The organism is Massilia sp. WG5 (assembly GCF_001412595.2).
In the GTDB taxonomy this organism is placed as follows: domain Bacteria; phylum Pseudomonadota; class Gammaproteobacteria; order Burkholderiales; family Burkholderiaceae_D; genus Telluria.
In genome coordinates, this window is sequence record NZ_CP012640.2 from 1,963,716 (window position 1) to 1,976,701 (window position 12,986).

The 12,986-nt window shown below is 65.1% G+C and carries 16 protein-coding genes; 6 read left to right on the forward strand and 10 right to left on the reverse strand.

The features are described from left to right. Window positions 1–44 precede the first annotated feature (44 nt). The gene (locus tag AM586_RS08730) at window positions 45–581 is read right to left on the reverse strand and encodes a peptidylprolyl isomerase (protein WP_047823774.1); all 537 of its coding nucleotides are present in this window, start codon (window positions 579–581) and stop codon (window positions 45–47) included. Window positions 582–660: 79 nt separating this feature from the next. Between AM586_RS08730 and AM586_RS08735 the strand changes: the two genes are divergently transcribed. The 3 genes from AM586_RS08735 (at window position 661) to AM586_RS08745 (ending at window position 2,782) form a co-directional block, all read left to right on the forward strand. Then, window positions 661–1,782 (forward strand): cupin domain-containing protein, encoded by a 1,122-nt coding sequence (locus AM586_RS08735; RefSeq protein WP_047823772.1) that lies wholly within the window; start codon window positions 661–663, stop codon window positions 1,780–1,782. 7 nt (window positions 1,783–1,789) lie between these two features. Beyond that, window positions 1,790–2,269, forward strand: coding sequence for a hypothetical protein (locus AM586_RS08740; protein ID WP_047823771.1), 480 nt, complete (start codon window positions 1,790–1,792; stop codon window positions 2,267–2,269). 240 nt (window positions 2,270–2,509) lie between these two features. After that, window positions 2,510–2,782 (forward strand): hypothetical protein, encoded by a 273-nt coding sequence (locus tag AM586_RS08745; RefSeq protein ID WP_082439717.1) that lies wholly within the window; start codon window positions 2,510–2,512, stop codon window positions 2,780–2,782. Window positions 2,783–2,905: 123 nt separating this feature from the next. Here the strand turns inward: AM586_RS08745 and bamC are convergent, their stop codons facing one another. The 9 genes from bamC to AM586_RS08790 all read right to left on the reverse strand — a co-directional run bounded on the left by bamC (window position 2,906) and on the right by AM586_RS08790 (window position 10,855). Then, a complete protein-coding gene (gene bamC / locus AM586_RS08750) occupies window positions 2,906–4,042 on the reverse strand; it encodes an outer membrane protein assembly factor BamC (protein ID WP_109370560.1) in 1,137 nt (378 codons plus the stop codon). Window positions 4,043–4,066: 24 nt separating this feature from the next. After that, complete coding sequence (dapA, locus tag AM586_RS08755; RefSeq protein ID WP_047823767.1) at window positions 4,067–4,960, reverse strand: 4-hydroxy-tetrahydrodipicolinate synthase; 894 nt, start codon at window positions 4,958–4,960, stop codon at window positions 4,067–4,069. A gap of 113 nt (window positions 4,961–5,073) precedes the next feature. Then, entirely contained in the window at window positions 5,074–5,637 is a 564-nt protein-coding gene (locus AM586_RS08760) for a bifunctional 2-polyprenyl-6-hydroxyphenol methylase/3-demethylubiquinol 3-O-methyltransferase UbiG (RefSeq protein WP_047823766.1), read from the reverse strand. Then, window positions 5,637–6,839, reverse strand: coding sequence for a tryptophan--tRNA ligase (locus AM586_RS08765; protein ID WP_047823763.1), 1,203 nt, complete (start codon window positions 6,837–6,839; stop codon window positions 5,637–5,639). Before AM586_RS08765 ends, AM586_RS08760 begins: the two co-directional genes overlap by 1 nt. A gap of 3 nt (window positions 6,840–6,842) precedes the next feature. Beyond that, window positions 6,843–7,496, reverse strand: coding sequence for a site-2 protease family protein (locus tag AM586_RS08770; protein ID WP_047823761.1), 654 nt, complete (start codon window positions 7,494–7,496; stop codon window positions 6,843–6,845). A 41-nt stretch (window positions 7,497–7,537) separates the two neighbouring features. Then, window positions 7,538–8,161, reverse strand: a complete 624-nt coding sequence (locus AM586_RS08775) for an L-threonylcarbamoyladenylate synthase (protein WP_047823759.1) — start codon at window positions 8,159–8,161, stop codon at window positions 7,538–7,540. After that, entirely contained in the window at window positions 8,158–9,054 is an 897-nt protein-coding gene (gene htpX / locus AM586_RS08780; RefSeq protein ID WP_047823757.1) for a protease HtpX, read from the reverse strand. Before htpX ends, AM586_RS08775 begins: the two co-directional genes overlap by 4 nt. Window positions 9,055–9,084: 30 nt before the next feature. Further along, a complete protein-coding gene (locus AM586_RS08785; RefSeq protein WP_047823755.1) occupies window positions 9,085–9,918 on the reverse strand; it encodes a 3',5'-nucleoside bisphosphate phosphatase in 834 nt (277 codons plus the stop codon). A gap of 61 nt (window positions 9,919–9,979) precedes the next feature. Further along, a complete protein-coding gene (locus AM586_RS08790) occupies window positions 9,980–10,855 on the reverse strand; it encodes an alpha/beta fold hydrolase (RefSeq protein WP_047823753.1) in 876 nt (291 codons plus the stop codon). Between the two features lie 156 nt (window positions 10,856–11,011). Here AM586_RS08790 and AM586_RS08795 point away from each other — a divergent pair, with 156 nt between their 5' ends. Genes AM586_RS08795 through AM586_RS08805 form a run of 3 tightly spaced genes read left to right on the forward strand, consistent with a single transcriptional unit; the run spans window position 11,012 to window position 12,928 of the window. Further along, window positions 11,012–11,536: a gamma carbonic anhydrase family protein gene (locus AM586_RS08795; RefSeq protein ID WP_047823751.1), complete on the forward strand. Its 525-nt coding sequence runs from the start codon at window positions 11,012–11,014 to the stop codon at window positions 11,534–11,536. Between the two features lie 3 nt (window positions 11,537–11,539). After that, complete coding sequence (gene hslO / locus AM586_RS08800; RefSeq protein WP_047823749.1) at window positions 11,540–12,496, forward strand: Hsp33 family molecular chaperone HslO; 957 nt, start codon at window positions 11,540–11,542, stop codon at window positions 12,494–12,496. Between the two features lie 9 nt (window positions 12,497–12,505). Next, a complete protein-coding gene (locus AM586_RS08805; protein ID WP_047823747.1) occupies window positions 12,506–12,928 on the forward strand; it encodes a thioesterase family protein in 423 nt (140 codons plus the stop codon). The last annotated feature ends 58 nt before the right edge of the window (window positions 12,929–12,986 follow it).

Below are 12,986 nucleotides of genomic sequence, written 5' to 3' on the forward strand. Positions count from 1 at the left end.
TGAGCACGGGCCGCCCATGGCGGCCCGTCAGTAAAGCGGCGCGATCAGTTCAGCGGCTGGCTGCGGAAATGGTCGCCTTCTTCGCCGTCATCCATGTCGTCGTGGTGGTGGCCGTGGGCGCCATGCACGTGACCGTGGGTGATCTCTTCCGGGGTCGCGGCGCGCACGTCGATCACCGACAGGTCGAAGCGCAGGGCCATGCCGGCCAGCGGGTGGTTACCGTCGAGCACGACCTTGTCGTCCGAGATTTCGGTCACGGTGAAGATCGTCGGTTCGTCTTCGCTGCCTTCGGCCATGCCTTCGAACTGCATGCCGACTTCCAGCGGCTCCGGCAGGCGCGAACGCTCTTCGACCTTCAGCAGGCTCGGGTCGTAGTCGCCGAAGGCGTCTTCCGGCTCGATCTGGATGGTCGACGAATAGCCCACTTCCTTACCGTCCAGTTCCTCTTCGATTTTCGGCAGCGTATTCTCGTAGCCGCCGTGCAGGTACACCATCGGCTGGGCGCCGTCTTCGATCAGGTTGTTCTGGGCGTCGGACAGCTTGTAGTTGACCGATACGACCGTGTTCTGGGCAATCTTCATTGCGCTTCCTTTCGTAATTGAGGCGCCGATTATACTCCCGCCAACGCCGAAGCCCTCCAGCGGCTGGTTATAATGTCGCATGAAAAAATTACAGCTCCTCGGGAACATCACTCCCGCCCAGTTTCTCCGCGATTACTGGCACAAGAAGCCGCTGCTGATCCGGCAGGCGATCCCCGATTTCAAACCCCTGCTCAAGTTCGACAAGCTGGCCGAGCTGGCCAGGCTGAACCACGTCGAATCGCGCGTGGTCGCCCAGACCGGCAGCGAGTGGGACATGCAGCACGGCCCGCTGCAGGAACTGCCGCCGCGCAGCCAGCGCGAATGGACCCTGCTGGTGCAGGGCGTCAACCTGCATGAGCCGAAAGCCGACGCCCTGCTGCGCGAATTCCGCTTCGTGCCGGACGCGCGCCTGGACGACCTGATGGTCAGCTTCGCCACCGACGGCGGCGGCGTCGGCCCGCACTTCGATTCCTACGACGTGTTCCTGCTGCAGGCCCAGGGCCGGCGCCGCTGGCGCATCGGCGCCCAGCAGGACCTGAGCCTGGTCGAGGGCTTGCCGCTGAAGATCCTCGCCAACTTCGAACCGGAAGAGGAATTCGTGCTCGAGCCGGGCGACATGCTCTACCTGCCGCCGCACTACGCCCACGACGGCATCGCCGAGAGCGAATGCATGACCTATTCGATCGGCTTCCGCTCGCCCTCCTTCCAGGAACTGGGCGAAGGCTTCCTGCAGTTCATGGCCGACTCCATCGACCTGCCGGGCCGCTATGCCGATCCGGACCTGCAGCCGGCGAAGAACCCGGCCGAGATCCCCAAGGAAATGCTCGCCAGTGTCATCGAAGAATTGAACAAGGTGCGCTGGGACGAGGAAGACGTCACGATCTTCCTCGGCGAATACCTGTCCGAGCCCAAGCACAATGTGTTCTTCACCCCGGTCGCCAAGCCGCTGACCGTGGGCCGCTTCATGGAACAGGCCGCCAAGCGCGGCCTGAAGCTGTCGCCGAAAACGCTGATGCTGTACCGCGGCAGGCACGTGTTCATCAATGGCGAGTCTTTCGAGCTGAAGCGCGCCGACAAGGCGGTGCTCGACCAGCTGGCCAACCAGCGCAGCCTCGACGGCGGCATGCTGGAGCAGGCTTCCGATGACGTGCTGGAAGCGCTCTACACCTGGTATTCGGACGGCTGGCTGGAACTGGGCTGAGCGTCGCATGGCCGAGCCGACGATCCTGCGTTTCGACACCCGCGCCGAGTTCCAGCGGCATCTGCGCGCGGCACTGGAACGGGCGCAGGCCTCGCTCGACCTGTTCGATCCGGATTTCGCCATGTTCCCGCTGGGCGATCCGGACGTCGACGCCATCCTGCGCCGTTTCCTGCAAGGCGGCGGCCTGCTGCGCCTGGCGATGCACGACAGCGCCCACATTGAGCGCCACTACCCGCGCTTCCTGCGCCTGCTGCGCGACCATGGCCAGCGGATCGCCTGCCGTGTCACGCATCGCGGCATCCGCCAGCTCACCGATTCCTTCTGCATCGCAGACGATCGGCACCTGGTCCGGCGCTTTCACAGCGACCACTTGCGGGGTGAAGCGGCGTTTGATGCACTGCAAGAAATCGACATTCCGCGTGCGCGTTTTGTGGCGATCTGGGAAGAGTCGGCGCCGGGTTTACACGCCACCACGACCGGCCTTTGATGCCTGATTTCCCTATGAAACAATGCCCCGATTCCATAGTTACATGTTGTAACAATATGAATGTTGTTGTTACATGCAATCGTTGCAAGTTGGCATGAGTTTTCTATTGCGATTCAATAAATTTGGCTATAATATCGGGTTAGGAAGGTTCTGCAATGAGAATTCCTAACGAGCGATAATTACCGGTAATTATTCATCGCATTAGACGTACTCACCTTTTAAGTTAATTAAGGAAAAATCATGAAAAAATCTCTGCTGATCGTGTCCCTGCTGGCTGTTGCTCTGGCTGCCTGCTCGAAAAAAGAAGAAACCACCGTGACCCCGGCAGCTCCGGCTGCTGAAACCACCGCTCCGGCTGCTGCTCCGGCCGCTCCGGCTGCTGACGCTGCTGCAACCCCGGCCGCTCCGGCCGCTGCTGACGCTGCCGCTTCGGCTGCTTCGGCTGCTGCTTCGGCTGCTTCGGCTGCTGCTGACGCTGCTTCGGCTGCTGCTGCTCCGGCTGCTTCGAAGTAATCAGCCCTGCTTTAGAAAAACCGGCCTGCGGGCCGGTTTTTTTACGTCCGTACCCGGAGCAGCAAGCGGGGGCGTAAAAAAAACCGGCCGCGCGGGCCGGTTTTGTATTGGCGATGCCGCCGCTTACTTCAGCTCGTCCGCCAGCAGCTTCAGGATCTTCGCGCCGGTTGCCGAGGTCTCCGGCTTGCCGTCGTTGGTCTGGACGCTGACGTCGCTGGTGGTCGCGTTCGGGACCGCCGAGACCAGGACGCGGTAGCGCTGGGCTTCCTTGTTCTTGTCGTCGCTGCCGAACAGCTTGCTGAAGAAGCCGGCCTTGTTGACGGCGTCCGGATCGACGTAGCGCACGAAGTAGATGCCCTGCACGCGGTCGCGGTCTTCGACGGTGAAGCCGACGCGGTCCAGCGCCAGGCCGACACGGCGCCATGCGCGGTCGAAGCCCTCGTCCACCACGACCTTGCCGTTTTCCAGCTTGGCGTGCTGGACTTCCGGCGCGGCGTTGACGACGGCGGCGGTCGCCTGCTTGACGTCCTTGGCGGAGGTGCTGCCGTTCAACTGGGCCATCAGGCGGCCCAGGAATTCGGCTTCCAGTTCCGGATCGCTCTTGCGGCCGACCCATTGCGTGGTCTCGCGCTGCGGGCCGACCAGCACTTCCTCGGCGCCGCGGTGGCTGATGTAGATCTCGGTCGAGCCGTCCGCGCGGCGCTCCAGGCGGGTGCGGAACTTGTCGCGCTGACCGCTGTCGTAGGCCGAATCGAACACCTTGCCGATGGTGCGGCGGATGATGTCCTGCGGGATCTTGGCGCGGTTCTCGGACCAGTTGGTTTCCATGATGCCGGTCTGCGGGTTCTCGGTTTCCACCGTGAAGCCGACGCTCGGCCAGAAGGCCTGCAGTTGCGGCCACAGCTGTTCCGGGGGCTCCTTGACCACCAGCCAGCGCGAGTCGCCGGCGCGCTCGATGCGCACGGCCTCGCTCGAGACCGGAGCCACCGGACCGCCGGCGGCGGCCGGCGCTGCCTGGGTGCCGCGCGCCTGCTGGAAGCCGGAGGCGGTGGCGACGCCGCGGCCATCAGGCACGGCGTAACGGTTGTCTTTCTGGAGCTGGGTCAGGTCCGGCGGGATGTCCAGCGGCGCAGCTTTCTTGGCCGAACGGTAGTCCACCTTGTCCGATTCGAACACGGTCGTGCACGCCGCCAGGCTGAGTGCGAGGGCGGCCAGGGCGACCGTGCGGGTCGCGTGGTGAGTCTTGAACTTGCGATTCATCATGTCGTTCTGAGTCTGAAGCTATCAAAGGACGCCGGATTCGCGCAGGGCAGCGCGGACGGTGTCGTGGTATTGCGCGGACAAGGGCGCCAGCGGCAGGCGCAGGCCCGACGGCATCTTGCCCATTTCAGCCAGCGCCCATTTGACCGGGACCGGATTCGGTTCTACGAACAGCTTGGCATGCAGGGACAGCACGCGGTTATTGATCTCGACCGCACGGCTGACCTGCCCCGCCATCGCCGCCTCGCACAGCTCGTGCATGGCGCGCGGCGCGACGTTGGCCGTCACCGAGATATTGCCGGCGCCGCCCATGAACATCAGCGCCATCGCGGTCGGGTCGTCGCCCGAATACACGCCGAAGGGCTTGCCGCCGGCGAAAGAACGGTCAAGCTCGCGCAGCAGCTCGGCGCCGCGGCCGATGTTGCCGGTCGCGTCCTTGATGCCGACGATATTGTCGACCGGCGCCAGGCGCAGCACGGTCTCGTTGCTCATGTCCGCCACGGTACGGCCCGGCACGTTGTACAGGATCACCGGCAGGTCGACCGCTTCCGCGATCGCCTTGAAGTGCCGGTACATGCCTTCCTGGGTCGGACGGTTGTAATACGGAACCACCTGCAGCGAGGCGTCGGCGCCGACGGCCTTGGCATGGCGGGTGAGTGCGATCGCTTCGGCGGTCGAGTTGCCGCCGGACCCGGCGATCACCGGGATACGGCCAGCGACGTGCTCGACCGTCAGCTTGATCAGTTCGCAGTGCTCTTCCGGGCTGACGGTAGCGGATTCGCCGGTCGTACCGACGATGACGATACCGTCCGTGCCCTCCGCAACATGCCAGTCGATCAGTTTGCGAAGGCTGTCTTTGTCCAGACTGCCATCTTCAAACATCGGAGTGACGATTGCTACTATGCTGCCCTTAATCATAATCAGTGGACCGTGCCGTTGATAAATAAAAATTGGATTGTACTGGATAGCCAGTGGTTATGGTTCATTCCTGCCCAGATAAATGGCCGGCTTATCGGACATTTACAGCCCGGTTACAAATCGAGCCGGGCTGAGCCAAGGTCGAAGTCCGGCCCCACCGCGCACAGGCGCTGCACCCGCGCCGGCTTCGGTTTTGCCACCACGCCATCCTCGTAGGCCAGCACCTGCAGGCCGCCGCGTCCGGCCAGGCCGAGCAGCTCACCCGGCGCCAGCAGGAAATCGGGGTTCGACGGCTTGCCGAAGACTTCGTTGCCGCGGGCGAAGGTTTCATATATCAGCACGCCGTCCGGCGCCAGCGCCGCGGCGATATGGCCGAACAGGGGCCGGTGCAGGTAATTCGTGACGACGATGCCGGCCAGGCTGCCCGGCGCGAAGGGCCAGGCGGCGCCCGGCGCTTCGAGGTCGAGCTGGACGGTGGCGATCCCCTCCCCCGCCGCCGCCAGCAGGGCCTGCGGATCGCGGTCGAGGGCGGTCACCGCATGGCCTAGGCGCGCCAGCAGGCGCGCATGGCGGCCGCTGCCGCAGGCCAGGTCCAGCACCTGCCTTTGCCCCTGCGCCTGCGGCACCAGCGGCGCCCAGCGCGCCACCCAGGAAGAAACGATGTCCGTGCTATGCATCAGCTGTACCCGAGGCCCATCGCCTCACGCACGTCGCGCATGGTTTCCTGGGCCAGCCGGCGCGCCTTCTCGCAGCCGTCGGCGACGATGGCGCGCACCAGCGAGGGGTCGTCCAGGTATTGCTGGGCACGTTCGTGCATCGGCGCCTGCTCGGCCAGCACGGCGTCGACCACCGGTTGCTTGCACTCCAGGCAGCCGATGCCGGCGCTGGTGCAGCCCTGCATGACCCAATCCTTGGTGGCGCCATCCGAATACACTTCGTGCAGCTGCCACACCGGGCACTTCAGCGGGTCGCCCGCGTCGCTCCTGCGCACGCGCGCCGGGTCGGTCGGCATGGTGCGGATCTTCTTCGTGACCGAAGCCGGATCCTCGCGCAGCGAGACCGAATTGCCGTAGCTCTTCGACATCTTGCGGCCGTCCAGGCCCGGCAGGCGCGAGGCTTCGGTCAGCTTGACCTGGGGCTCGACCAGGATGATCCTGTGGCCGCCTTCGAGGTAGCCGAACAGGCGTTCGCGGTCGATGTTCGACAGGCTGCCGGCTTCGTCCAGCATCGCCCGCGCCTGTTCCAGGGCGGCGTCATCGCCGTCCTGCCGGTAGGCGGTGCGCAGCCCGGTGTAGAGCCTGGCGCGCTTGCTGCCCAGTTTTTTCACGGCGTCGAGCGCCTTCTGCTCGAAGTCCGGCTCCTTGCCGTACAGGTGATTGAAGCGCCGTGCGATCTCCCGCATCATCTCGATGTGCGGCACCTGGTCCTCGCCCACCGGCACCTGGGTCGCGCGGTAGATCAGCACGTCGGCCGCCTGCAGCAGCGGATAGCCGAGGAAGCCGTAGGTGGCCAGGTCGCGGTTGGCCAGGTTCTCGATCTGGTCCTTGTAGGTCGGCACCCGCTCCAGCCAGCCCAGCGGCGTGGCCATCGACAGCAGCAGGTGCAGCTCGGCGTGCTCCGGCACCCGCGACTGGATGAAGATGGTGGACTGGGACGGATCGATGCCGGCCGCGAGCCAGTCGATCACCATGTCCCAGGTGCTTTTTTCGATGATGCCCGGGTCGTCGTAGTGCGTCGTCAGGGCGTGCCAGTCGGCCACGAAGAACAGGCAGGGCAGCTCGGACTGCATGCGGATCCAGTTCTTCAGCGCTCCGTGGTAATGGCCAAGGTGCATGAGCCCGGTGGGGCGCATGCCGGAAACGACGCGGTCGGGAAACATAAATCAGCTCAGGAGGAAATTCAATGGATAGACGATCAGCTGCAGCAGCAGCTGCGACACCGCCACGATCGGAATCACCCAGTAAGCCAGCAGTTTCAGCAGCATCAATCCCAGCAGGATAAAGAAGCCATACGGTTCGATGCGGGCATATTTGTACGCCAGCTTGTTCGGCAGCAGGCTGAAGACGATGCGGCCGCCGTCCATCGGCGGAATCGGCAGCAGATTGAATGCCAGCAGCACCAGATTGGTCAGGACACCTGCTTGAGCAACCTTGTTCGGAAAAGGTTCAGTGACATTGAAGTAATCGAGGAAGATCCCGAGCAGCAGCCACAGCAGCGCCATGCCGAAGTTGGCGGCGGTGCCGGCCAGGGCCACGAAGGCCATGTCGCGCTTCGGGTTGCGCAGGCGGCCGTAGTCGATCGGCAGCGGCTTGGCGTAGCCGAAGGCGAAGCCGGTGGTCAGGTACAGCATCACCGGCAGGATCACCGTACCGAAGGGATCGATGTGGGCCAGCGGGTTGGTGGTGACGCGTCCGGCCGCGAACGGGGTCATGTCGCCGAAATATTTTGCGGCATACGCCTGGGCGGCGTTATGCATCGTGATCGCAAAAAGAACGGGCAGCGCATAGACTGCAAGGTTGCGTATGAGTTCATCCATAAAAGGATTCTAACAGACCCTGCAGAACAGCCGTCCGGCAACTACAGGCCGAACACGGCCGGATCGCCGCGGCCCGCCCGCAGCAGCACGGGCTCCGGACCGGTCAGGTCGACGATGGTGGTGGGCTCGAGGGTGCCGGCGCCGCCGTCGATCACCAGGTCGAGCTGCTTGCCGATACGCTCGCGCACTTCTTCCGGATCGGACAGCATGTGCTCGTCGCCGAGCAGCTGCAGGGTCGTGCCGATCAGCGGCTCGCCCAGCTCGTCCAGCAGCGCCAGCAGGATCGCGTTTTCGGGCACGCGGATGCCGATCGTCTTGCGCGACGGGTGCGACAGGCGGCGCGGCACTTCGTGGGTGGCGTCCAGGATCACGGTATAGGGGCCGGGCGTGACCGCCTTCAGGACCCGGTACTGGCGGTTGTCGACCCGCGCATAGACGGAGATCTCGGACAGGTCGCGCACCAGCAGGGTCAGGTGGTGCTTCTCGTCGACGCCGCGGATCCGGCGCAGCTTCTCGACCGCGCCCTTGTCGTCGAGGCGGCAGACCAGGGCATAGGCCGAATCGGTCGGCACGGCACCGATGCCGCCCGACTGGATGATCTGGGCCGCCTGGCGGATCAGGCGGGGCTGCGGGTTCTCGTGATGGATCTCGAAGTATTGGGTCATCGTGCAAACCCCGGCTGGCGCAGAGTCTGCAGGGCCGCGATGCGCTCCTCCATCGGCGGGTGGGTGGCGAACAGGGCGCCCCAGCCGCCGCCGTCGCCGGCGATGCCGGACGCCGCCATCGACTGCGGCAGGCCGCCCGACTGCATGCCGCCGAGGCGCATCAGCGCGTGCTGCATCGGCAGCGGGCTGTTCAGGAGGCGCGCCGAGCCGGCGTCGGCGCGGAACTCGCGCTGGCGCGAGAACCAGGCGACGATGATCGAGGCCAGCAGCCCGAACACGATCTGGCAGACGAACACGGTGACGGCGTAGCCGATGCCGGGGCCGCGGTCGCTCTCGCCCCGGCGCAGCATGCTGTCGACGAAGAAGCCGACCACCCGCGCCAGGAACACGACAAAGGTGTTGACCACGCCCTGGATCAGGGTCAGCGTGACCATGTCGCCATTCGCGACGTGGGCGATCTCGTGGCCGAGCACGGCCTCGATTTCTTCATGGTTCATGCTGGCCAGCAGGCCGGTGGACACCGCCACCAGCGAGGAATTCTTGAAGGCGCCGGTGGCGAAGGCATTCGGCTCGCCCTCGTAGACCGCGACTTCCGGCATCGCGATGCCGGCCCGCTCGGCCAGCGAACGCACGGTGTTCAGCAGCCAGGCTTCGCTGCCGTTGGCCGGCTGTTCGATCACGCGCGCGCCGGTGGTCCACTTGGCCATCGGCTTGCTCATCAGCAGGGAGATGATCGCGCCGGTGAAGCCGACCACCAGCGAAAACACCAGCAGCGCACCGAGATTGATGCCGTTCGCGCTCACCGCGCGGCCGACGCCGAGCACGTTGAGCACGATCGACAGCACCAGCACGACCGCGAGGTTGGTAGCAATAAACAGGACGATGCGCTTCATGGCTTGAATGCCCTCCGAATCAGAATCCGGTCAGAACCAGTCGTGCCAGACCGGCGTGAGCCCCGCCGGCAGCGGCGGCAGCTTGTCGAACTCCACCCTGGCCTCGCCCGGCGCATGGAAGTCGGTGCCGCGCGAGGCCAGGAAACCGTAGCGGCGCGCCAGTTCGGCATAGGTCTCGTACTGGTCCGGCGTGTGGCTGCCCGTGACCACTTCGATGGCCTTGCCGCCCAGCTGCTTGAATTCGTCGAACAGCGCCCCTTCCGCCAGCGGCGTGAAGCGGTAGCGCCCCGGATGGGCGATCACCGGGACGCCGCCTGCCTTGTGGATCCAGCCGACGGCGTCCGCCAGCCCGGCCCAGCGGTGCGGCACATAGCCGGGCTTGCCTTCGGTCAGGTATTTGCGGAACACCTCCGAGGTGCTGCCGCAGGCGCCGATCTCGACCAGGTAGCGCGCGAAATGGGTGCGCGACAGCAGGTCCGGGTTGCCGACGTACTTCAGCGCGCCCTCGTAGGCGCCGGGGATGCCGGCCTGCTCCAGCTGGGCCGCGATCTCGCGCCCGCGCGCGTCGCGCCCGTTGCGCGTGGCCGCCAGGCCCTGCACCAGCACGGGCTGGTCTTCGTTCACCTGCAGGCCGACCACGTGGACGGTCTCGCCGCCCCAGGTCACGGAAATCTCGACGCCCGGCACGAAACGCATCCCGAGTCCGGCAGCCGCCTCCCGCGCCGCCTTGATGCCCCCGACCTCGTCGTGGTCGGTCAGCGCCCAGGCGTCGACCCCGCCCTTGCGGGCATAGGCGGCCACGGCGGCCGGCGCAAGCACGCCGTCGGAGACGTTCGAATGGCAGTGAAGATCAACTTTTAGCATGCTGACATTGTACCTGCATCCCATCGAGCGCGAACGTGGGGTGGGCACGGGGGTGCCCACCCTACGCCAGGAATTCCTCGATCATCCGCGCCAGCAACTCCGGCTGGTCATGGTGCAGCATGTGCCCCGCCTCCGGCACCATGCGCGGCGTTACCCTGGAGAAGCAGGCCATGCGCCGCTCGACTTCGCTGCGCGCCTCTTCCTTCGGGCCCATCCACAGCCACATATTCGTGTGTTCGGCCTCGACCCACAGCACCGGCGCGGTGACCCGGCGCCAGCAGGCCAGCACCTCGTCGACGTGGTACAGCAGCGGGCCACGCATCTTGTGGACCGGGTCGCCCAGGATTTCCCATTCGCCCGCGTCGTTCTGCGCGGCCCAGTGCGGCACCAGGAAGGCGGCGCGCGCCGGCGGCAGGCGCGGATTGGTCTTGCGCAGGCGCGCCGCCACCTCGTCCAGGCTGGCATAGGGGCGCATCGCCGGCGGCGTCTTCAGCTCGTCCAGCCAGCCGGCGTAGCGGCCGGGCGCCTGCTCGGGGCGGCTCGCCGCCAGGCCGAAGCCTTCCAGGTTGACCAGGCGGGCAACGCGCTCGGGGCGGATGCCGGCGTATACACTGACGATGTTGCCGCCCATGCTGTGGCCCAGCAAATTAACGGCCTCGCCCGGCGCGTAATGATCGAGGATGGCGTCGAGGTCGGCAAAATAATCCGGGAACCAGTAGGTGTCGGTGCCCGGCCGCTCGGTCAGGCCGAAGCCGCGCCAGTCGTGGGCGATCACGTGCCAGTCGCCCTGCAGGGCATCGACCACGAACTGGAAGGAAGCCGACATGTCCATCCAGCCGTGCGCCATGAAGATCTTCGGCGCACCTTCCCGGCCCCAGTGCCGGATATGGGTGCGCAGGCCGCGGATGGTGAGGAATTCGGAACGGGATGGCGTCATGGCTGGTCTGGATGAAGAATAAATAGAACGATCGTTCGAATTATAAGCGGAAAGCTTGATTTGCCGCTTGGCGTCCCCATCTCAGCCACTTGCCGGACGACAGCGTGCGCAAGGGCGTAAAATAGCGCTTATCACAACCCTTCCGCGAGCATTCCAATGGCAATTTACCAGCTGGGCGAGCATGCGCCCGAGATCGACGCCTCGGCTTATGTGGCCGATTCGGCCAACCTGATCGGCAAAGTGACCCTGGAGGCGAAGGCCTCGGTATGGGACGGGGTGACGATCCGCGGCGACAACGAGCGCATCACGATCGGCGAGAACAGCAATGTGCAGGAAGGCACGGTGATGCACACCGACATGGGCTTTCCAATGGTGATCGGCAAGAACGTCACCATCGGCCACCAGGCCATGCTGCACGGCTGCACCGTCGGCGACGGCTCGCTGATCGGCATCCAGGCCGTGGTGCTGAATGGCGCGAAGATCGGCAAGGGCTGCCTGGTCGGCGCCGGCGCCCTGGTCACCGAGGGGAAGGAATTTCCGGACCACTCGCTGATCCTCGGCACCCCGGCAAAGGTAGTGCGCACCCTCACGGAAGAAGACCTGCTCCGCCTGCAAGGCAATGCCGCCAGCTATGTCGAGCGCGGCCAGCGCTTCAAGGCGGAGCTCAAGAAAATCGGATAAAGAATGACGACTGAAACCAGCAAGGACATCCTGCAAAAATTCATCTTCGACAACGCCGCCGTGCGCGGCGAACTGGTCGAGATTTCCAACGCCTGGGCCGAGATCCAGTCGCGCCATGCGTACCCGAAAGCAGTGAAAGGCTTGCTGGGCGAGATGGTCGCAGCCAGCGCGCTGCTGTCGGCCAACCTGAAGTTCAACGGCTCGATCGTGATGCAGATCTTCGGCGACGGCCCGGTCAAGCTGCTGGTGGTCGAATGCGACGCCGATCTGCACCTGCGCGCTACCGCCAAGCTGAGCCCTGGCGCCGTGGTGCCGGACAATGCCTCGGTGACCGAGCTGCTGAACACCGGCGGCCAGGGCCGTTTCGTGATCACCCTCGATCCGAAGGACAAGGTGCCGGGCCAGCAGCCCTACCAGGGCGTGGTGCCGCTGCACGGCGAGGACATCGCCACCGTGATCGAGAACTACATGCTGCGCTCGGAACAGATGGATACCAAGCTGTGGCTGGCGGCCGACGACAAGGTTGCGCGCGGCCTGCTGCTGCAGAAGTTGCCGCGCCATAGCAATGGCGAAGACCAGGTGGCCCAGGCGACCGAAGAGGAAGACCTCGAGACCTGGAACCGCGCCATGGCGCTCGGCGGCACCCTGCAGCAGAAGGAACTGCTGGAAGCCGACGTGGCGACCCTGCTGAAGCGCCTGTTCTGGGAAGAGACGATCCGCGTGTTCGATCCGCTGCACCCGGAATTCCGCTGCAGCTGCTCGCGCGAGAAGGTCGGCAATATGCTGAAGATGCTGGGCAAGGAAGAAGTCGACTCGGCCCTGCACGATCTCGGCCAGCTGGCGATCAACTGCGACTTCTGCGGCAAGCACTACGAGTTCGACGCGGTCGACTGCGCCCAGCTGTTCGCAGCCGACATCACGGCCGACGCGATTGCGCCGGCGTCGGATGTAAAACACTAAAAGGTCCGCATGCGCGACACGCCCCGCTCCGCCTTCCCGCACTTTTGCGAGATCGCGACCCGCTGGATGGACAACGACGTCTACGGCCACGTCAACAACGTCCATTACTACAGCTATTTCGATACGGCGGTGAACCGCTTCCTGATCGAACGGGGCGTGCTCGACATCCACGGCGGCAAGCAGGTCGCCTTCGTGGTCGAGACCGGATGTTCCTACTTCCGCTCGATCGCCTTTCCGGACACCGTGCATGTGGGCGTGCGCGTCGCCAGGCTGGGCAACTCCAGCGTGCGCTACGAGATCGCCCTGTACCGCAACGACGACGAGATGCCAGCCGCGGCCGGGCATTTCGTGCATGTCTATGTGGACCGGGCGAGCAACCGGCCGGTGCCGGTGCCACCGGAAAGCCGGGCGCTGCTGGAGACGCTCGCCTGACGTAGGGTGGGCACACCGTGCCCACGCGCACGCATGCATATCCAAATGTTGTTGCATT

Excerpts from the sequence above, each read along its gene's own strand:
- AM586_RS08805 (WP_047823747.1), top strand. The coding sequence starts at position 12,506 with ATGCGCGACACGCCCCGCTCCGCCTTCCCGCACTTTTGCGAGATCGCG.
- htpX (WP_047823757.1), bottom strand. The coding sequence starts at position 9,054 with ATGAAGCGCATCGTCCTGTTTATTGCTACCAACCTCGCGGTCGTGCTG.
- AM586_RS08790 (WP_047823753.1), bottom strand. The coding sequence starts at position 10,855 with ATGACGCCATCCCGTTCCGAATTCCTCACCATCCGCGGCCTGCGCACC.
- dapA (WP_047823767.1), bottom strand. The coding sequence starts at position 4,960 with ATGATTAAGGGCAGCATAGTAGCAATCGTCACTCCGATGTTTGAAGAT.
- AM586_RS08770 (WP_047823761.1), bottom strand. The coding sequence starts at position 7,496 with ATGGATGAACTCATACGCAACCTTGCAGTCTATGCGCTGCCCGTTCTT.
- AM586_RS08740 (WP_047823771.1), top strand. The coding sequence starts at position 1,790 with ATGGCCGAGCCGACGATCCTGCGTTTCGACACCCGCGCCGAGTTCCAG.
- AM586_RS08760 (WP_047823766.1), bottom strand. The coding sequence starts at position 5,637 with ATGCATAGCACGGACATCGTTTCTTCCTGGGTGGCGCGCTGGGCGCCG.
- AM586_RS08730 (WP_047823774.1), bottom strand. The coding sequence starts at position 581 with ATGAAGATTGCCCAGAACACGGTCGTATCGGTCAACTACAAGCTGTCC.
- AM586_RS08775 (WP_047823759.1), bottom strand. The coding sequence starts at position 8,161 with ATGACCCAATACTTCGAGATCCATCACGAGAACCCGCAGCCCCGCCTG.
- AM586_RS08795 (WP_047823751.1), top strand. The coding sequence starts at position 11,012 with ATGGCAATTTACCAGCTGGGCGAGCATGCGCCCGAGATCGACGCCTCG.
- bamC (WP_109370560.1), bottom strand. The coding sequence starts at position 4,042 with ATGAATCGCAAGTTCAAGACTCACCACGCGACCCGCACGGTCGCCCTG.
- AM586_RS08735 (WP_047823772.1), top strand. The coding sequence starts at position 661 with ATGAAAAAATTACAGCTCCTCGGGAACATCACTCCCGCCCAGTTTCTC.
- AM586_RS08785 (WP_047823755.1), bottom strand. The coding sequence starts at position 9,918 with ATGCTAAAAGTTGATCTTCACTGCCATTCGAACGTCTCCGACGGCGTG.
- AM586_RS08745 (WP_082439717.1), top strand. The coding sequence starts at position 2,510 with ATGAAAAAATCTCTGCTGATCGTGTCCCTGCTGGCTGTTGCTCTGGCT.
- hslO (WP_047823749.1), top strand. The coding sequence starts at position 11,540 with ATGACGACTGAAACCAGCAAGGACATCCTGCAAAAATTCATCTTCGAC.
- AM586_RS08765 (WP_047823763.1), bottom strand. The coding sequence starts at position 6,839 with ATGTTTCCCGACCGCGTCGTTTCCGGCATGCGCCCCACCGGGCTCATG.